The 19,897-nt window shown below is 42.8% G+C and carries 16 protein-coding genes and 1 pseudogene; 10 read left to right on the forward strand and 7 right to left on the reverse strand.

Annotation, left to right across the window (positions count from 1 at the left end):
- Position 1 precedes the first annotated feature (1 nt).
- Both DIC78_RS05955 and DIC78_RS05960 read right to left on the reverse strand, forming a co-directional pair.
- Complete coding sequence (locus DIC78_RS05955; RefSeq protein ID WP_127695702.1) at positions 2-682, reverse strand: response regulator; 681 nt, start codon at positions 680-682, stop codon at positions 2-4.
- Positions 654-2,286, reverse strand: a pseudogene (locus DIC78_RS05960) (sensor histidine kinase). Before DIC78_RS05960 ends, DIC78_RS05955 begins: the two are co-directional and overlap by 29 nt.
- A 234-nt stretch (positions 2,287-2,520) precedes the next feature.
- Between DIC78_RS05960 and DIC78_RS05965 the strand changes: the two are divergent.
- The 4 genes from DIC78_RS05965 to DIC78_RS05980 are packed head-to-tail and all read left to right on the forward strand — an operon-like array spanning position 2,521 to position 6,356.
- A complete protein-coding gene (locus DIC78_RS05965) occupies positions 2,521-3,891 on the forward strand; it encodes a glycosyltransferase family 2 protein (protein WP_106022424.1) in 1,371 nt (456 codons plus the stop codon).
- On the forward strand, positions 3,888-4,994 hold the full coding sequence (locus DIC78_RS05970; RefSeq protein WP_103672402.1) for a tetratricopeptide repeat-containing glycosyltransferase family 2 protein: 1,107 nt from the start codon (positions 3,888-3,890) through the stop codon (positions 4,992-4,994). The genes DIC78_RS05965 and DIC78_RS05970 overlap by 4 nt, the downstream gene beginning before the upstream one ends.
- The gene (locus DIC78_RS05975) at positions 4,981-5,688 is read left to right on the forward strand and encodes a class I SAM-dependent methyltransferase (RefSeq protein WP_095714413.1); all 708 of its coding nucleotides are present in this window, start codon (positions 4,981-4,983) and stop codon (positions 5,686-5,688) included. The genes DIC78_RS05970 and DIC78_RS05975 overlap by 14 nt, the downstream gene beginning before the upstream one ends.
- Complete coding sequence (locus DIC78_RS05980) at positions 5,685-6,356, forward strand: glycosyltransferase family protein (RefSeq protein ID WP_103672401.1); 672 nt, start codon at positions 5,685-5,687, stop codon at positions 6,354-6,356. The genes DIC78_RS05975 and DIC78_RS05980 overlap by 4 nt, the downstream gene beginning before the upstream one ends.
- Before the next feature lie 105 nt (positions 6,357-6,461).
- Here the strand turns inward: DIC78_RS05980 and DIC78_RS05985 are convergent, their stop codons facing one another.
- The 4 genes from DIC78_RS05985 to DIC78_RS06000 form a co-directional block, all read right to left on the reverse strand.
- On the reverse strand, positions 6,462-7,784 hold the full coding sequence (locus tag DIC78_RS05985) for an NTTRR-F1 domain (protein ID WP_127695706.1): 1,323 nt from the start codon (positions 7,782-7,784) through the stop codon (positions 6,462-6,464).
- 420 nt (positions 7,785-8,204) lie between these two features.
- Positions 8,205-9,641, reverse strand: coding sequence for an anion permease (locus DIC78_RS05990; RefSeq protein WP_127695708.1), 1,437 nt, complete (start codon positions 9,639-9,641; stop codon positions 8,205-8,207).
- 128 nt (positions 9,642-9,769) lie between these two features.
- A complete protein-coding gene (locus DIC78_RS05995; RefSeq protein WP_095714410.1) occupies positions 9,770-11,032 on the reverse strand; it encodes a pectate lyase in 1,263 nt (420 codons plus the stop codon).
- Positions 11,033-11,231: 199 nt separating this feature from the next.
- Positions 11,232-11,579 (reverse strand): YflT domain-containing protein, encoded by a 348-nt coding sequence (locus DIC78_RS06000; protein ID WP_024120550.1) that lies wholly within the window; start codon positions 11,577-11,579, stop codon positions 11,232-11,234.
- Positions 11,580-11,814: 235 nt separating this feature from the next.
- Between DIC78_RS06000 and DIC78_RS06005 the strand changes: the two genes are divergently transcribed.
- The 5 genes from DIC78_RS06005 (at position 11,815) to yfmF (ending at position 16,130) form a co-directional block, all read left to right on the forward strand.
- Positions 11,815-12,183, forward strand: coding sequence for a DUF3212 family protein (locus DIC78_RS06005; protein WP_044163589.1), 369 nt, complete (start codon positions 11,815-11,817; stop codon positions 12,181-12,183).
- A 115-nt stretch (positions 12,184-12,298) separates the two neighbouring features.
- On the forward strand, positions 12,299-13,249 hold the full coding sequence (locus DIC78_RS06010; protein ID WP_101860586.1) for a Fe(3+)-citrate ABC transporter substrate-binding protein YfmC: 951 nt from the start codon (positions 12,299-12,301) through the stop codon (positions 13,247-13,249).
- Positions 13,250-13,320: 71 nt separating this feature from the next.
- The gene (gene fecD / locus DIC78_RS06015) at positions 13,321-14,322 is read left to right on the forward strand and encodes a Fe(3+) dicitrate ABC transporter permease FecD (RefSeq protein WP_106021454.1); all 1,002 of its coding nucleotides are present in this window, start codon (positions 13,321-13,323) and stop codon (positions 14,320-14,322) included.
- On the forward strand, positions 14,319-15,320 hold the full coding sequence (gene yfmE / locus DIC78_RS06020) for a Fe(3+)-citrate ABC transporter permease YfmE (protein ID WP_095714408.1): 1,002 nt from the start codon (positions 14,319-14,321) through the stop codon (positions 15,318-15,320). Before fecD ends, yfmE begins: the two co-directional genes overlap by 4 nt.
- Before the next feature lie 12 nt (positions 15,321-15,332).
- Entirely contained in the window at positions 15,333-16,130 is a 798-nt protein-coding gene (gene yfmF, locus DIC78_RS06025) for a Fe(3+)-citrate ABC transporter ATP-binding protein YfmF (RefSeq protein ID WP_010333352.1), read from the forward strand.
- Between the two features lie 600 nt (positions 16,131-16,730).
- Here the strand turns inward: yfmF and DIC78_RS06030 are convergent.
- The gene (locus DIC78_RS06030; protein WP_024120544.1) at positions 16,731-18,194 is read right to left on the reverse strand and encodes a formylglycine-generating enzyme family protein; all 1,464 of its coding nucleotides are present in this window, start codon (positions 18,192-18,194) and stop codon (positions 16,731-16,733) included.
- Positions 18,195-18,531: 337 nt separating this feature from the next.
- Between DIC78_RS06030 and DIC78_RS06035 the strand changes: the two genes are divergently transcribed.
- Positions 18,532-19,752 carry an MFS transporter gene (locus DIC78_RS06035; protein ID WP_127695710.1) on the forward strand — a complete coding sequence of 407 codons (1,221 nt, stop codon included), beginning with the start codon at positions 18,532-18,534 and terminating at the stop codon, positions 19,750-19,752.
- Positions 19,753-19,897: the final 145 nt, after the last annotated feature.

Here is a 19,897-nt window from a genome sequence, read left to right on the forward strand (position 1 = left end):
GCTATTCAGCCGCCAAATAATATTTTCTCTCCGGTCTGCCGATAATCCCGTACTCCAGCTCGGCTCGCGCTTCTTCCTTAGACACAAGATACTCGGCATAGCGGCGGGCTGTTGTTCGTGACGCACCCATTGCTTCTCCAAGTTCTTCCGCTGTCATTCCTCCCGCGGCAGTACGCAGCGCCTCTTTGATTTTTTTCAGGGTGATCGGATTGATGCCTGTCGGCAAATCCTCCGCAGTGACAGCTCCCTTAGAGCTGCCCCCAAAAACATGGTCAATCATGGATTGGCTGACCTCCGGCTGAGACAGCAGCACCTGCCTTTTTTCTTTATACTGAAGCAGCACCTGTTTGAACTTGTCAGCCGTTACAGGCTTTATCAAATAGTTTGCGATGCCCGCCCGCAGCGCTTCCTGTAAGTGGCGGGTTTCCGTTGCGGCTGTAATAATCATAATATCAACGTCCGGAAACCGTCTCCGTATCTCTGGAATCAATGCTGTTCCGAGCTCGTCCGGCATATAAATATCCAATAGCAGCAAATCAGTTTTGTGTGTCTCCAAAAGCAACATTGTCTCTTTGGCATTGCTCGCTTTGCCGATAATGCCGAATCCATCAAGCTGTTGAATCAATCTCTCATGAATTTGCGCAACCCGAAAATCATCCTCCGCAATCACGATGTGAATCAAATGGATCCCCCCTTTGTCTGTTTCTCCTTCGGTATAAAAACAGTAAATACCGCTCCCCCGCTTTTTTGATTTGTCAGCTCGATCCAGCCTCCCAGCTCACGCACTGACTCTTTTACGTTGGCGAGTCCGTAGCCTCTCTTCATCCCCTTTGAAGAGTAGCCCCTTTCAAACACCGCCTCCATTTTATCAGGCGGCACTCCCAGTCCCGTATCGGATACTTCGATAACAATATCCCGTCCGATATCTGTAATAAAACATGAAACCTCCTGTACACTTTGATCCGCTACAGCTTCGAAAGCGTTATCAATCAAATTGCCGATAATTGTAATGAGATGGGACAAGCCGACATGAGGAGGAAGAGGCCCAAGTGTGCTGTTGTCATCGATCGACAGCTTCACCTTTTTTTCCGATGCTTTGCTCATCTTTCCTAACAAAATCGCCTGCACCTGCTGCGAATGAATATTTTGGAATAAAATATCATGCTGTTCATTTTGGATGGCGTATTCCTCTTTAATCAGTTCAATCGCTTCGTCATATTCACCAAGCTCAAGCAGCCCTAAAATCGCGTATAGCTTATTAGAAAATTCATGAGTCTGGGCGCGCAGGTCCTCTGAGTATTTTCGCACCTCTGTCAGCGTGTCAATCAGCTTTTTCAGTTCTGTTTTTTCTCTGAAGCTGATAACAATTCCATACGCCTGTCCGCCTTGTGTCATGACTTTTGTATTGATAATAAAGACTTGATCGTTGACACATACCTCCTGATTCGGCGGCATTTCTTCCTGCTCAAGCACAGACATCAGTTCTGCTCCCGGCATCACGTCATCAACAGGCACGTTCATCACAGGCTCGGGAAGCTTAAGCATATCAGCTGCCGATACGTTCATCATCGTTACAATGCCATCACGATTGGTGGCGATAATCCCTTCCTTAATCGCCCGCAGCATCGCATTCCGCTCCCGATAGAGAGAGGCAATTTCGTGCGGTTCAAGGCCAAGCGTATCCTTTCTGATGCTTTTGGCAAGCGCGGCGGCACCGGCAAATCCAAGCAGCAGCACGAGTACAGCCATGAAGCTTAAGTCTCTCAGATGTCTCTTAATGCCTTGCTCTGTCTTCGTCTGCAGAAAATCAACGGACACGCTGCCGATCACTTGGCTGCGCCCCTTTTGTTCCTCGATAATCGGTGCGCTGCCACGAATCACCCTTTGTCCATCCGCTTTTGTCTCTGAGACGTGAGAGCCTCCAAACAGGATTTCTCTGCTTCTCGTCAGATGCTTATTTCCGCTATTTTCCGAGGCGGTTCGGACCATTCCTTTTTCATCAAGCACATAAATCGCATAAGCGCCGGTCTGTTCTTTCATTTGTTCAATGACCTCCTGCGCCTCGGCAGCTTGCCCGCCTTTCGACACGATAAGCTCCTTTGCCGGCGGCATATAGGAAATCGTTCTCGCCGTCTGTACCGCCAGCTGCTCTGCCTGTTTTCGCCCTTCTTTTGTTTGCTGAACGGCAAACGTGACTGTCAGCACGCCAATCACAAAGATCAGCAGCGCCGCAATCAACCCCATTATTTTTGTTTGCAGAGAAAAATGGAATCGCTTTTTCACCACAGCACCAGCCGTCCTTTCTACCTAGATCATACCATTTTTCGCCCGGTCATTTTCTTATTTTTCAAAATCCATTTCTTTGGTGATCAGGATCTATTATTCAGATCAAGATGTTTCCTTGTCACATTACCAGTGTCCAGTTTTGCTGAACAATCCTTTTTTCATGAAGGAATCATTCCGTCTGAACATTTCAATATACATATAGTATCTGAGTGATATGGTGAAGGGCGGGAGGTTATGGTGAAAACGAGTCTTATTGTGCTGACTTATAATCAATTGGCGTTAACAAAACAATGCTTGGAGAGCATATGGACGCATACCGATGATGACTGTATAGAAGTGATTGTTGTAGATAACGGCTCTCATGACGGGACACAGGACTACCTCAAACAGATCCCTTCAATCAAAACGATTTTTAATGAAACAAACGAAGGGTTTGCGAAAGCCTGCAATCAGGGCCTTGAGGCCGCTTCGGGGGACAATGTTCTTTTTTTAAACAATGATACTGTTGTGACAAGTCATTGGCTGGAGCCGATGATCAGGCTGCTTTATCAAGATGATAAAACCGGCATGGTCGGGCCTGTAAGCAATTATGTCAGCGGGCCTCAGCAAATCTCAGTTGATTACAACAGCTTAGAAGGAATCGAAGCTTTTTCACGGCGCCATTGCATGCAGCAGCGGGGCAAATCAAGAAGCGTTTTAAGGCTGGTCGGATTTTGCCTTCTTGTCAAAAAAGAGGTACTGGACAAAATCGGCGGCTTTGACGAGCGTTTTCGAGGCGGTTCATTTGAGGACGATGATTTGTGCCTTCGCGCTCTGCAGGCCGGATATCAGCTGAAAATCGCCCTTGATTCGTTTGTGCATCATCACGGGCATGCCACGTTTTCCGGAAATCCGGATTTAAGCATCAGCCGATTATATCAGATCAACCGCCAAACCTTTATAGATAAATGGAAGCACGATGTGACGGCTTTTATTGATCCCCAGCCAGAGCTGACAGCCCTTGTGCCTTCAAAAGCCCGCTCCATCCTGCATATCGGCTGCGGCGCGGGAGCTGCGGGTGCAGAGCTATTGAACCGGCAAACCTGTACATTGTACGGCATTGAAGAAGATGCATTGCTACGTACAATGGCAAGCGCCTATTATGAACAAGTCACGTCAGCAGATACAGAAACACGCGGCCTTCCTTACCCTGAGGCTTTTTTCGATACCATTTTGATAGGAGACCTTTTGAGCTGCTCGATGCATCCCCGGCGAACGATTGAGGCTCTTGCCGTTTATCTAAAGCCTTCAGGCTCATTGATTTGCAGTATCCCGAATGCAGCTTATGCAGACACGTTTTTTTCTTTATTATGTGGAACACCGGCACACACACATTTCATCACGCCCCAAAACGTAAACACACTATTTCCCGAACACCTTTATGACATAAAATCAACCTCCCATTTAGCCGTTCCTGAATCGAACATACAGCTGTTTTTACAAGAAGTTGAATATCTTGCCGGGCAATTTGATTTGCCTTTGGATCACTTATCAAAACATGCTCAGATTGATTACATGTTTGTCCATGCAATGAAGAAAAAACCTGAAGCGGAGGTGGCGATATGATTTCGATCAGTCTATGTATGATCGTGAAAAATGAGGAAGCCGTTATCGGCCGCTGCTTAGATTCTGTGCGCAGGATTGCTGATGAAATGAACATTGTGGATACCGGCTCAGCTGATCAGACGAAAGACATCGCTGCCCGTTATACAGACCGTATCTTTGATTTTGAATGGATAGACGATTTTGCGGCCGCCCGAAATTTTTCGTTTCAGCAGGCAACAGCTGACTATATTTTATGGCTTGATGCCGATGATGTGTTTACCGAGAAGGATCAAGAACTGTTCTTGGATTTAAAAAGAACGCTTGATCCGCATATTGACGCGGTATCAATGAACTATCACCTGGCGTTTGATGAAGAAAACAACGTCACATCCAGCTTAAGAAGATACCGGCTCGTAAAACGGGAAAAGGGCTTTAAGTGGATCGGCGCGGTTCATGAATATTTAGAGGTGTACGGAAACCTCCATCACAGTGACACAGCGGTTTCTCACATGCCTCTTAGCCATGACGCTGACCGAAATCTGCGAATTTATGAAAACATGGCCTCGTCAGGAAAGGATTTTTCGCCAAGAGATTTATTTTACTATGCGAACGAGCTGTGTGATCACGGAAAAATAGAAAAAGCGATAGAATACTATTTGCGTTTTTTGAAAACAAAGCAGGGATGGGTTGAGGATAATATCAGAGCCTGCAATAAATTAGCAGATTGCTATCATTCATTGGGACTGAAGGAAAAAGAATTAAACTGGGTGCTCCACACGCTCGTCTACGGACCTCCCAGAGCGGAAACGTGCTGCAGATTGGGATTCTCTTTTTTAGAAAAAAACGATGTCCAAACCGCTGTCTATTGGTATGAAAAAGCAATAGAAGATAGAGGCTCAGAAAGCTTGGCTTTTCAGAACCGCGCCTGCGCCACCTGGCTGCCTCACTTACAATTAGCCGTCTGCTACGATAAGCTTGGCCAGCATCAGCTTGCCTACCAGCATAATGAATCGGCTTTACAATACCGTCCTCATGATTCAAGAATGCTTGCCAACAAAACATACTTTGAAGAGGTCCTGCAGCAGCAGGCTGGCTCCGGAGGTGAACATCATGGAAATCAATAAAAGGTCACTTGCTGATTCTATGAAAGAATATGAGCGAAAAGATAAAGAGTATTACAAAAGCATCAACCGGCAGCTGTTTGACCTGGTAGAACCCCATGCGAAAACCATTCTTGAGGTCGGATGCGCCGAAGGCCTGTTTGGCGCAGCTGTTAAGGAAAAAATGAATTGCTCCTATTTTGGGGTCGAATCATATCCGCCAGCTGCCGAAAAAGCCGCTCATCACATTGACGAAGTGATAACAGGAGACATCGAAACATTGAAGCTTCCTTTTGAAAAAAACACATTTGATCACGTCATCTTCGGCGATGTATTGGAGCACTTAATAGACCCTTGGACAGTGTTAGCTAACATGAAGCCTTACGTAAAAGAAACAGGGAGCATTTTGGCAAGCATTCCGAATATCGGGCATATCTCAATTTTTGAAAGTCTGCTGACCGGCAAATGGACGTATACACAGGCTGGGCTGCTCGATAAAACACACTACCGTTTTTTCACCTTGCAGGAAATGAAGAAGATGTTTCATGAAACAGGTTACAAGGTCAGCCAGATCAATCCTATTTCCTTTACGACTCACTATTATGAAAAAATGATCAGCAAACTGGCACATGTCAGAGCAAACATGGGAATTCACCATGCAAATTTCGAGGAGGAAGCCAGAGCCTATCAATATGTCATAAAGGCGCAAAAAAGATGAAACAGCATCTAAATGAAAATTCCATTTGCTTCATTACATGTGTTAATGATGACACCCTTTATGACCTCTGCCTGAGACATATCCAGTCTCTATCAGTACCGCCGCATATGGAGGTTGAGTTAATTGATATACGAAAGGCTGACAGTATGGCCTCCGGCTACCAGGCGGCAATGCATCAGTCAGACGCAAAATATAAAGTGTATGTCCATCAGGATACATTTATCATCAATCGTTCATTTATTTACGATATCCTGCATGTCTTTCAGCAGAACGATGCGCTTGGCATGATAGGCGTCATAGGAGCTGAAGAAGTGCCGCAAAGCGGGATTTGGTGGGAGGCTTCTAAAAAAGCGGGAAAAGTCATTGAATACCGCAGTACGTATAGCTATTTGTCGTTTGATGAGATAGACGGAATCGTAAAAACAGTTGAAGCATTAGACGGTTTATTGCTGGCCACCCAGTACGATCTCCCGTGGCGGAAAGAGATCTTTGACGGCTGGCATTTTTACGATACTTCTCAATGCTTTGAGTTCAGGAAAAAGGGATATCTTGTCGGTATTCCTCATCAAAAAGAGCCATGGGTCATACATGCTTGCGGCAATGAGTTTGATTCTGACCAGTATTCTGATTACCTTAAAAGATTTTTGGGGGAATATTTCAAAACATGATAAGTCTTTCATTGGGCACAACAAGAAACCTACTTTTTTTATAAAGTAGGTTTCTTGTTTCAAATGCTTGAATTTTAAAAAAGAAGTGACTCTCATTCTCTATTATTAAGGGAACCTAATAGCATTTATATCTAGGTTTAGTGCGGTGCTGCCACTCACATTACTTATTGTGGTAAAGATTATCCTAACCTCATAAGAAGTCGTGCCTGTGACTGTTGTAGTATCTACATACGTTGTAGCAATTGGAAATCTTGACGTAATGGCAGCATTAACATTTCTTTGGACAGAGCGTATATCTACCAATACTCCGTTTCTATAAATTCTGGTTTGGAAAGTAAAGTTCGAGTTAGCTGTCGTTGTCACATCAACAGAAATGGCAAAATCTAATTTTATTAATTGGCCAGCGACTGTTGGCAGACTTAAAGTCCCAATTGACGTTTCAGTACCGTTAACAGCAACTGAAACTGGGCCTGCTACCTCATTGTAAAACAGCTGCGGATTTGCCCCGGTTGGTCCGGTTACTCCTGTTGCTCCGGTTGATCCAGTCGATCCCGTTGCTCCAGTTGGACCTGTTGACCCCGTTGGACCGGTTGATCCTGTTGCTCCCGTTGATCCTGTTGCTCCGGTTGCTCCCGTTGATCCAGTTTCTCCTGTCGCTCCTGTTGATCCCGTCACTCCTGTTGCTCCGGTTACTCCAGTTACTCCTGTTGCTCCAGTTACTCCTGTTGCTCCGGTTACACCAGTTACACCTGTTGGTCCTGTTGGCCCTGTTGCTCCGGTTGATCCGGTTACTCCGGTTGCTCCCGTCGCTCCTGTTGATCCGGTTGCACCTGTTGCTCCGGTTGCTCCAGTTACACCAGTTGATCCTGTTGATCCTGTTGATCCTGTTACTCCGGTTGCTCCAGTTGATCCGGTTGCTCCAGTTGCTCCAGTTGCTCCCGTCGGCCCAGTCGGCCCGGTTGGTCCAATCCCCCCGGTAGACTCTATTAAAGAAACATCATCAATTAGAACAGAACCAAAAGTAGCTTTACTTATTACCACTACTGCATTTACTGCTTCTGAGGGAGGGGCAATTGGTCTATATATTTCATTCCATGTATTAAATGAGACATTTGGCAAATTTCCGGCAGCAATGATCATTTCCTGTCCGCCTTCAATCTGTTCTCCTTCACTGTTAACAAATAGAATTTGTATAGTGACTTGAGGACTTGGATTGTTCCCCGTTTTCCCAAGCGAAACAGTGAATATAAGAGATTGTCCAGAAACGACAGGCACGATCTGCCCTAAAAAAGCATAAGGCTGGCTGCTGATAAACTGTGCGGAATAGCTTCCAGAATGGGCAAAAGTATTAATAACGGACGTATTTGCAAAAGCCCAGCCCGTCAGATTGCCTGTTTCAAAACCTCCATTTACAATCACATTATTCACTCAACTTCATTCCCCGCCCTCTTTGATTAATTCCAGCTATTATATGCAGGAAAATCATCATCGGTCTGTAAGGTGACTAACCAAAATAAAAAAAGGTGATTGTCCCTTCATCACCTTTTGATAACCTGTTGCCTGAAAAATGCGATTTGCCGCATGTAACTGGATATGCTGCTAGTACGCCGGACATTTCTCACTAGATTAAGCAATCACCTGCCAATCATATTTTCCCGCTTTCTTCTCAGTTCTTTGCTTTTTATACCAACTTTTCATATGCCGGCTACTATAACGAGAGGCATAATCCCGTTTTGTTCTTGCGCTGAAACCCATCCATTATAAACCACCTCATACTCTGTTGCTCACGCCCTAAAGTAATATGATCAAACATAAAAAAAGGCAGACCGCGTCTGCCTTTTTTTCTTTCTACCATATCCCTAATAATTTCCACCATAATCCGCCGATCACAAGCCATGTGACAATATGAACGATCGACAGGATAAATCCGATAGACCACCATTTGCCTTGCGAAATGTAGCCTGCTCCGAAGAAGACCGGAGCCGCTCCAGAACCGTAGTGGGTTGTTGACCCGAACAGATTGCTGAAGAATGCGAGGCTCAGCGCTGCTAAAAGCGGCGGTGCGCCCGCTGCCACGACCACAGCCAAAAATGCTGAATACATCGCACTGATGTGGGCTGTCGCACTTGCAAAGAAGTAGTGAGAGTAATAATACACAACAATTAAAATTAAAAATGCCACAATCCAAGAGAACCCTGATACAGATGATTTCATGGCGTTGCTGAACCAAGAAACCATGCCTAATTCATTCAGGAAGTTGGCCAGCATAACAAGCGCCGCAAACCAAGTGAGCGTATCCCAAGCGCCCTGTTCTTTCTTGATATCATCCCAAGTCAGAACCTGTGATAATAAAAGAACTGACAATCCGATCAGTGCTGTTGTGGTTGCGTCGATGTTGAAGCTGCCGCCAAAAATCCAAAGAGCAAGCACTAAAAGAAACACAATAACCATGGAAAGCTCTGATTTTTTAAATGGTCCCATTTCTTTCAGTTTTTCGGTTGCGATTTTCGCTGCGTCCGGTGTTTCTTTAATATCCGGCGGATACAGCTTGTAAATCACAAGCGGTGTGATGATTAAGCTCACAAGTCCCGGAACAATCGCGGCAATTGCCCAGCTTGTCCATGTTAAGTCCACCCCTGCGACATCATGGGCCAGCTTGGCAATCAGCGGGTTTGCCGCCATCGCCGTCAGGAACATAGCAGATGTAATCAAGTTTCCCTGAAAACCGGTTTTTAATAAGAAAGCACCGATTTTTCTTTCTGTTCCATCTGCCGGGCTTGATCCGAATGTTTCGGATAATGATCTGATAATAGGAAATATAATGCCTCCTGCACGCGCCGTATTACTTGGAATAGCAGGTGATAATATTAAATCACTGAACAGCAGTGAATAAGAAAGTCCAAGGGTTTTCTTCCCGAATTTCTGAACGAATACATACGAAATTCTCGCACCTAGCCCGGTTTTGATAAATCCCCGGGAAATAAAGAATGCGATGACGATAAGCCAGATGGTCTTATTCCCGAATCCGCTTAATGTATCCTCAATTGATAGTGTTCCAGTTAATGCAGTAACCGCCAATGCAAAAATTGCAATTGCACCCATTGGCAAGGGCTTGGAGATAAAGCCGATAATTGTCGCGACGAAAATCGCAAACAAATGCCATGCTTTAGGTTCAAGTCCGGACGGAGCGGGAATAAACCAGATGATTAGTCCCACAGCGACAGTAATAAGCAATGGAACAAGCTTTACTGCTGACTGTTTTCCTGCGTCTTTTTCTGAAGCCATAAATAGGTCTCCTCCTATATACTTGTTTTCCGATCCCCTTTTTCATTCTACTCCTTAACTAAGTTAATAAACATTTTAATTAATTAAAAAACACAAAGGTGAGCAGCCCTTTGTGTTTTTTTCATTTCTTAATTTAGTTTACCCGCGCCCGCTTGAGATATAACATTTGACTTCACATTCGCGGAAGCATCAATTGATCCGTGCAGAGATGGTGTCCATCCGACAGAAGAGCTCAGCCCGTTTGCAGCCGATGCGTTAATCTGCGTACCGTTCAGCAATGTGCCGGAATCATATAAAGCCGTTCCCCCACTGAATACGCTGATCGTTTTAGCAGCAGTCAATCCCGGAACGTCAATGGCATTGTTTTGTGCATAAATTTTTGATGATTTTCCGATTCCCCATGCATAGCTAAAGGCATAATCTGATGAGTTTTTATTGCCTTCATAATAGTTGTTGTAAACGTGTACCTGTCCAAAACGGACTCTCGGTGCGCGCTGAACGATATTTTTGTAGCGGTTATGATGCAGTGTGATTTTTAATTTGCCGTCATCGGAGGTTTTGCTGTCGCTTGATCCGAAAATGGAGCTTTTATCATGATCGTGATAAAAGTTATAAGACATTGTAATGTAATTAGCGCCGTTAGAGGCATCAGTTTGGCCGTCATGGTGCTGATATTCTCTTCCAAAATACTTTGGAGAGGTGCTGTCTGGACGGGAACCGTCATTAAAGGTACAGTGATCGATCCATACATGTGTACCGCCGTTTATTGTGATGTTGTCATATTGAGAATTCCAGTTTCCTGAACTTCCGTCAGTCGGGTCCCATTGCGGGAAATAGTCATATGCGTCTTGGAATTCGATATTGCGGATAATGACGTTATCGCTCTTGATCTGGAAGTTTCCGCCCAGAACTTTAGCATTTGACCCTGAACCGACGATCGTCGTATTTGCAGGGATATCCACCATCACGCGTGCCTTTTGGTTTTTCTGTGAGCGTGCTCTGGCCTCTTCCTGTGTTCCGGATGGCTCTTTTTTGCCCCATGTGCTTGGGTCATAGGCTTTCAAATATTTGTTCAAATCGTACTCTGGATCTTTATAATCATTCAGACCAAGCGGCTTCAGATTGTCATCGACATTCATGTCAATCGTTCCCTTGATATAAATGATTTTTGGCGTTGTGTTGGTGTCCTTGCCCAAAGCCGAAACGAGCTGATTTCTGTTGCTGACTGTATACACGTGGGATGACGAGGCTTTTGATCCGCCTGTCGTGCCGGTCGAGTACGCTCCCCAGCCATCATTTGACCCTAACGTCTGATGGCCCAAATCCGCTGCGTTCGCCCCAACCGGAGTCAAGCCTAATAACAAAGCCGTGGCTAACATCACTTTTTTCATTCAGTATGAACCCCCATTTTCTATTTTGTGAGAATTTGTTCCATATTCTCACAAAAAACATAATAGCAAATTCATGGGCGTCCATAACCGAAAATGTGCGGCTTTTTATTGCGGCATCCTGCAAAAAAACACCGCAAAAACCGCAAATATAAAAAACCCCAAAAGGACGATAATCGCCTTTTGGGGTTACATTCCTGCATTATGCCCAAGATTTTACTTTTTCGTTGTCTGTCACAAAGAGAAGCACTTTCCCTTCATCGAGCCGTTTTTCAAACTGAGCCGCTTCGTCTTCTGAAAAACCGATTTCGTGGATTTTATTGCGAAGCTCGTCTCCTTTTTTATTAAATATGTTCCCTACCGCATGTTTGAAACCTGTTTCTTTGGCTCCGATCGTGTTGGCATTCGTGTTGTCTGCCAGTCGTTCCGTTCTGTCATCGTCGTGAGCTAAGACGTATACATCCTCTTTTGCGACACCCATTTGCTGTAATTCTTCTACATCCTTCATGAGCTGTTCATCGTTTGTATACTCTCTTACAACTGGTTTCATATCCAATTCCTCCTTCATCATGTCTATGTTATATTCATACCCGATCCTTTTTCTATGAAACAGCATCCAGAGCATTGGGCACAAAAACAGGAAGAATGGTAGTAGATATTTCATTTCTAACCATGGTAAAGTGATAGAACGAGAGTATTTTCAGAATAGTCAAAATCAAAACCGCTGCACGGAGCGCCCGAACATGAATCGCCATTTTTATCCGTACAAGCAGGAGGTATGTCCAATGCAATACTTTTCACCAGAACAGCAATACAATGCGTGGGTTGTGAGTGATTTAGTAAAACAGGTCTTCCATCAGCGTGTCGGCTATTCAGCCGGCATTCACCAGCTTGCCATCTTTGCCGAAGAAACATTTCACATCGATATTGACTTTGTTTTCTCTATTGTCATGAATATCGGAGACATTGAATTTGCGCTCTCTGAAGAAATCGAAAAAAAATTGTCCGGCTATCTCAGCGTTCTTCTTCCCCATGTCAGCAGAGATATGCTTGAAGCCTCTAAAGCCAACGCCAGTTCGTTTTTATCCCACAGACACGGCGATGCTGTGTACGATTTATTTGTGCCATATGACCCATACATCAAAAAAACATAAAGCAGCCGCTTCTGTTTCTTTATTTAAAAAATATTGACATAGGAAGCCATGCTATTATAGTGTTTATTTGTGATAATGATTCTCATTATTAAATTCAGAAAAAAGGAAGAAAACAATGCGCACCTATCCTAACAAGTTTATTGCCATCATCAGTGTTTTATTAATCGCTTGTTTCATTATATCCGGCTGTTCATCAAGTCAGGATAACAGCGGCAGCAAAGCCGGAAGCAAATCTAAGGATTCAAGAGTCATTCAGCACGAAGACGGGAAAACAACAGTGACCGGCACACCTAAAAAAGTCGTTGTGCTTGAGCTTTCATTCCTGGATGCTGTTTACAACCTCGGCATCACGCCGGTAGGCATCGCCGATGACAACAAAAAAGACATGATTCAAAAGCTGGTCGGCAGCTCGATTGATTATACATCAGTAGGCACGCGAAGCGAACCGAATCTTGAGGTCATCAGCTCCTTGAAGCCTGATTTAATCATCGCTGACGCTGAACGCCATAAAAACATTTACAAACAGCTGAAACGAATCGCACCGACCATTGAATTGAAAAGCCGGGAAGCGACTTATGATGAAACAATCGACAGCTTCAATACCATTTCTAAAGCATTAAATAAAGAAAAAGAAGGAAAAGAAAAGCTCGCCGACCATACAAAGGTCATTGACGATCTGAAAGCGGAGCTTCCGAAAGATGAAGACCGCAGCATCGTTCTCGGCGTGGCAAGAGCCGATTCCTTCCAGCTTCATACGTCATCTTCTTATGACGGAGAAATCTTCAGCATGCTCGGCTTTACGCACGCCGTGAAGTCAGATAACGCGTATCAAGAGGTCAGCCTCGAGCAGTTAAGCAAAATCGATCCTGATATTTTGTTTATTTCAGCCAACGAGGGTAAAACAATCGTAGATGAGTGGAAAAAGAATCCGCTTTGGAAAAACCTAAAAGCGGTGAAAAACGGACAAATCTACGATGCAGACCGCGACATTTGGACAAGATTCAGAGGAATCAAGTCCAGTGAAACAAGCGCCAAAGACGTGCTCAAAAAAGTGTATAATAAGTAGGACAAAAGAGAAGCGAGGAGAATCCTTGCTTCTTCGTTTTTGCAAACAGACGCAGCAAGGAAGTGAGACTGTTGTATTACTCAGCCAAACGGCGCTCATCATCAAGATTGATGGTTTTTATCATTGCACTGATCATCCTTATTTTCGGGCTTGGGCTGAATCTCTCAGTAGGCGCCTCAGACATCGGCATCATTGATGCTTTGACATATCTTTTTGTATGGGACGGTTCAAAAGAACAGCTTATCATCTCTACTCTTCGCCTCCCCCGCACATTAATCGGCGTTTTCGTCGGCGCCAGCCTGGCTGTAGCAGGGGCGCTGATGCAGGCCATGACAAGAAACCCTCTGGCTTCACCTCAAATTTTCGGTGTGAATGCGGGTGCATCGCTGTTTGTCGTTGCTTCTCTCGTCATTCTGCCGGCGTCGTCCTACTCTTCGGTTGTGTTCGCTTTTGCAGGTGCGGCGGCAGGCGGCGCAATTGTGTATATGATTGCCTCTTCCGGCGGAATGACACCTGTCAAACTGGCGCTGTCAGGAATGGCGGTGCATTTGTTCCTGTCCTCCATGACACAGGCGATTATTATTTTAAATGAGTCGGGAGAGGATGTGCTGTATTGGATGACGGGTGCGATTGACGGCAGCAATTGGCAGGACGTCATGACCATTGCCCCGTTTTCTGTCATCGGCATTGGACTTGCCCTTGTGTTTTCAGGTCCCGTTTCTGTTCTCGGTCTCGGTGATGAAACCGCAAAAGGACTCGGGCAAAACATGAACGGCATGCGGATTCTGATCAGCTTTATCATTTTAATTCTATCGGGCGCTTCTGTGGCGGTTGCCGGCCCAATCGGCTTTGTCGGGCTGCTCATCCCGCATATCGTCCGCAAGCTGATCGGAGAAAATTACAAGTATGTGCTGCCTTTTTCAGCGCTGTGCGGCGCCATCTTATTGGTGTACGCAGATGTCCTGGCCAGATGGATTGCATTCCCTTATGAATCCCCGGTCGGCATTGTCACCGCCATTATCGGCACACCATTTTTCTTATATTTAGCAAGGAAAGGGCGAAATCTGAAATGAAGAAATCAACCAGAAAACAAAAACGCCCCTTGCTGGTCATCCTTATATTGGCTGTCATCTTGCTAGTGCTGTCCGTGATCAGCATCGGCTTCGGGGCATTGTATATTTCACCTGATGCGGTGGTTACGAATCTGTTAGGGATGGATCATTCCTTCGAGTTTATTATTCAGCAGTACCGGCTCCCCCGCATTATACTGGCGATTCTGGCAGGCGCCGGGCTTGCCGCTGCCGGAGCCATTTTGCAGGGTGTCATCCGAAATCCCCTTGCGTCTCCGGACGTTGTCGGAATTTCAAAAGGGTCCGGACTGGCCGCCATGGCCGTTATTCTCATTTTTCCTGAGTCTCCGGTCTACGTGCTGCCGTTCTCCGCATTTGCCGGAGCAGCCATTATTGCTGTAGTATTATTAATGATAGCCCGCAAAAAAAGCATTCAGCCCTCATCATTGGCTTTATCAGGCATTGCCTTAGGCGCGGTCTGCCACGCCGGCATGCAATATATGATGGTCAAATTTCCGGGGGACGTTAATGCAGCGCTCATTTGGCTGACAGGCAGCCTCTGGGGGAGAAACTGGGAAGAAGTCAAGCTCCTTGCGCCATGGCTGCTTGTCCTTTTGCCGATTGTCTGCATCCTCATTCCGAAGCTGGATCTGATGTCACTCGGAGATGAGCTAGCGCAGGGTCTCGGCGAAAACGCAAACCGGCTGAGATTCATCCTGATTTTCACCGCAGTTGCACTGGCGGGGAGCTGTGTAGCCGTCGTCGGATCAATCGGTTTTATCGGGCTGCTTGCTCCGCATATCGCCAGAAGGCTTGCCGGAGAAAAAGCTAAATATTTACTGCCTGCATCGGCATTAATCGGTGCTATTATATTACTAATCGCAGATACATTAGGACGCGGCATCATGCCTCCGGTTGAGATACCCGCCGGAATATTGACAGCTGTGATCGGCGCGCCTTATTTTTTATATTTATTGAAATTCGAAGCGAGGAAACAGTAGGGAGAGGATACCATGGGAAAACTGGCTGCAGACCAGCTCACTCTTTCATATGACAGCACAGTGATTATTGACGGAGTCGATTTAAAGATTGAAGAAGGAAAAATCACTGTGCTCATCGGCGCCAACGGCTGCGGAAAATCAACAATCCTCAAATCGCTGGCCAGGCTGATGGCCCCAAAAAGCGGCACGGTCCTATTAGAAGGAAAAGATATTCATCGCCAGCCGTCCAAAGAAGTAGCTAAAAAGCTGGCGATTCTTCCTCAGTCTCCTCAAGCGCCTGAAGGATTGACGGTACAGGAACTATGCTATTTCGGCAGACATCCTCATAAAAAACTGTTATCCAAGCATACGCAAGAGGATCACGATATGGTAGAGTGGGCGCTTGACGCAACCGGGATGAATGAGCTGAAGGACCGGACACTTGATGCCCTTTCAGGCGGTCAAAGACAAAGAGCCTGGATTTCCATGGCGCTTGCACAAGGCACTGATTTGCTTTTGCTCGATGAACCGACCACTTACTTGGACATTTCTCACCAAATTGAGGTGCTGGAGCTGCTGAAAAAACTGAACCGGGATCATGGACGCACAGTTGTCATGGTGCTTCACGACTTAAACCAAGCCGCTCAATATGCTGACTATCTGATCAGCGTACTGGACGGAAAAATCTACAATGCCGGAACGCCGGAAGACGTCTTTACCCAGCCGTTTTTCCGGGAAGTCTTCGGCTTGGAATGCTGCATCATGAGAAGCCCGATCGACCAGAAGCCGATGTGCCTGCCGATGGGACTATGCCCAAAATTACGGACGTGATGAAAAAGGAGAGGAAACCCTAGGCTGTCGAGAAACTTGACAGCCTTCATTTTCCCTTATAATATTTCATTCTCACATTTAATTGATGTTTAACTAAAAAAACATGTTATTCTTCTCATGTTCCACACGAGAAACTCTTAATATAAAGTTAAATTTGTTCTTATTGACCAACTTGTTAAAGTTGTATATCTCTTCGATTCTCAACAAGACATAAACTTTATCTCACACATAGAAAAGACCGAAAGAATTATAGTAAGTCATCCCTCGAAATGTGTGGAAAGACCAAAAAAAGTGACAAAATTAGATTGTGTATCAGAAAAAGAAAGAATCAAAACAGTGGTAAGGGGCTTTGCTATTGCAGGTTCAATTAAAAATCGAAATGTAAATTGACAGAATAATATATATTTATCACAAAAATATATTGAAGATTTAAATATTCAACGGAGCTTGGGCTTAATGTCTCTTTTTCTGATTCTCAATCCTGATAATTATTAAAAACATTTAAAATAAAAGCTTGCAGAAAAAACATTGTTTTTTGTACAAGCCGAACATTATCACACAATGTTAGTATACTTTTATCAAGTCTCTAATCTAGAATGATTAATAAATTGCTTTATTAGTAATTGGCCCATTAATTGATTCTCTAATTTTATATACTGGAATATTCTTTACGCACCTAATTCCCATTTCATTGTGTCGACAGAAAGGAATATCTTTTGCTCTAAAGGAAGGGAACATTAAGCCTGGATGAGAGAAGAATGATCCTCCTTTAAGAACGGCAAATGAGTTAACACTATTAAATGGTACATTCTCAAAAATAGGGTGGAAAGCTCTCTTTGTTTTAAGCTCACTTCTAGTCCACTCCCATGTTCCGCCGATCATACCGCATACTCCATAGGGACTTTCACCATTTTGTTCAAAAATATCACTTGTTAAATGATTTAATTCTTTATCAGCATGAGCTTTTAATAAATTTTCTCTCCAGGACTTTAAAGAAGTAATGGGTTCATTATAAAGACTTCCAGCATATTGAACCTTTGCAGGATCAAATTTATCTCCCCAAGGCCATATATTACCTTTTTCGCCTCGAGCAGCTTTTTCCCATTGAAACTCGGTTGGCAATTCTTTCCCCTTATATCTTGCGTAAGCAAATGCATCATAAAAATCTATACCTGTAACGGGATGATTATCTAAATACCTATCATCCCAATATGTATTTCTTCTATGTTGTTTATTCTGTGGTTCATTAGGATGACAGAATATATGCCCATTTTCCTCTGTGAACTCGGTAAAGATATCATAATCTTTATTTGTAACAGGATACTTATCAATAAAAAAGGGAGGTAACCATACTTTTTGTCTAGGAACAGCATCTTTCCAATTAAATGTTTTGTCAGGAATTTCATTTTCATTTAAACCGAATTCAAAAAAGCCACCCGGAATTAAAATCATCCCATCTTCTTCTGTTTTTTCGAATTCCTCTATTAGACTTTGAGGAATTTTTTCTTCAAAGTCAAAGTTATTAGGAAGGATACCATTTTGATCAAAATAATTTTTTAGCATTACTAGCTCTTCATATTTTTCAACACCGAATATATCTAATAATGTACTTAATACTTTTTGGGCCCCTAATCCCACAGGTTTTTTAGGGTAGCTTATACTCTCCCGGACATCATCAATGATTGAAGACAAATATGCTAACGATTCTTCAATTTTATGATTTGCACACACATCCATAGCTTTAAAAGAAACTAAATCATCCGGATCCTGGGTTAGATTGATTATAGTTTCTACAGCAGAGAAATAAGGTACCCATTTTTCAACGAAATCAATTAATCTATACCTTATGTAAGTATTCGGGTAAGCAATACACATACCAAACACATTTTCAGCTGCTACAGGGTGTTGAATTTTATTTAGTAGAGTCATAATTCTATTATCGATTAAACTCTTAAAATCATTTTTTTTATTTTCTGGAACAGAAGTAATAAGTTCTTCAACTTCAATTAATATTTCTATATCTTTATTGTAAATTGATTTATGATCTTGCATTAATAGTGTCAATTTACGATAACCTCCCGATTTGTTTGTTGAAATAAGGAATAGCATTTAAATGCTATTCCCTAAGTGTTTACCATTTTTCATTAGTATAAAGAACCGGGCTAACAATCGATTTTCTCCAGTTTTTTCTTAATTTTTTCATGGTATCCCCCCCTTTAATAAGATATGTGGTTCCCCACCCTATTGATAGAATAGTCAGAGAACTTAAATAAACAATAACAATAAATAGAATAAAAGTAAATAGTTTACAAGGAAATTTTTTCTTTACTTTTGTTGTTTTAAGGTGTTTAAATATGTTTAAGCTCTTTACCGAGAAAAGTGATTCCAAGGGAGGATACATATGAGTAAAGGTTATTATTCTATTTTATTTAGCCAGACCACTACAAATTTAGGTTTTTCTCTATATACTATGGTAGTGATTTCGTTTTTGTTTAAAATGACCAATTCGACAACCATCGCCTCTATGGTGACATTAATAAGTATTATTTTTCGTATTTTTGGAAGTGCTATATTACCGTTAATAACAATTCGATTAAAACTGCATCTTACAATAATTATTTCTCAATTGATACAAATGCTGTTGTTAATATGTTTGTTCTTTTCTTTATTAAGAACTTACTCTAATCAAACTCTCATTTTAGTCTTTATTATTATTAGCTGTATTTCCTTTTTTAATGGATGGTTCTCACCTTTAAAAAGTGCAATTATAGGGGAAATAATCTCTCCTGATAAAAGAGTAAAGGCAAATGGATTATTATCTACAGTGGACCAAACTTTTCAATTTGTAGGCTGGTCTTTAGGTGGTCTCATAATTGCATTTTTAGGTAAGGGATATACCATTATACTTACTACCTTTTTGTTGTTTACATCTCTTATTTCTCTTTTATTTTGTCTACCACACGGCCACGCTAATTCTGTCATACGTGAAAAAAATTCTCCCAATAAGAGTATAGTAAGTGATTGGCAGTATTTATTTAGCCAAAAGAAACTTAGAACAATTATTATTATGGATTTAATTGAGTCATGGGCAGGAATGATTTGGATAGGGTCTGTCTCTTTAGCTTTCGTTAACGAAGTCTTGCATAAAGGAGAATCATGGTGGGGATTTATTAATGGAGCATACTATTTAGGTTCGATGATAGGGGGATTTATAATATATAAGCTGTCGGAGAGATTCCAAAATAAGTTAATTAATTTTATGTTAATTGGTGCTGTCTCATATGGAAGTTTAACTTTAATATATGGATTTATAAGTAATTCGTACTTAGCTCTAATATTGGTTCTCTTTATGGGGCCGGCTTATATATTAAGAGATCTTACACAAGAAACATTTATTCAGAACATAACAACCGAGCAAACTCGAATTAATATAATGTCTGCAAGGTCTTCTTTAGTACAGTTCATTTTTATGTTTTCAATTCTGGCTATAGGGGCTATTTCAGATTTCCTTGGAGTTCGTTTAGTTTATGTTTCAGCAGGTATTCTTTTATTAGTGTCCGCAATATATGGATTTTCTCAATTGCAATTCAAGAAAAAGGTAAATAAACATATAAGCTTTTAATAAATATCTAAAATTTAATTATGTTTTCGTTTGCTTTTTCGCGGTTTTATTAAAAAGTAAACATTACTTAATTGACCAAAAGAAAATGGTCGATTACAATCGATTGTCTGTTTCAGAAAGACACAGTATAAAAGTGAAAAAATTG

The organism is Bacillus halotolerans (assembly GCF_004006435.1).
GTDB classification, from domain to species: Bacteria; Bacillota; Bacilli; order Bacillales; family Bacillaceae; genus Bacillus; species Bacillus halotolerans.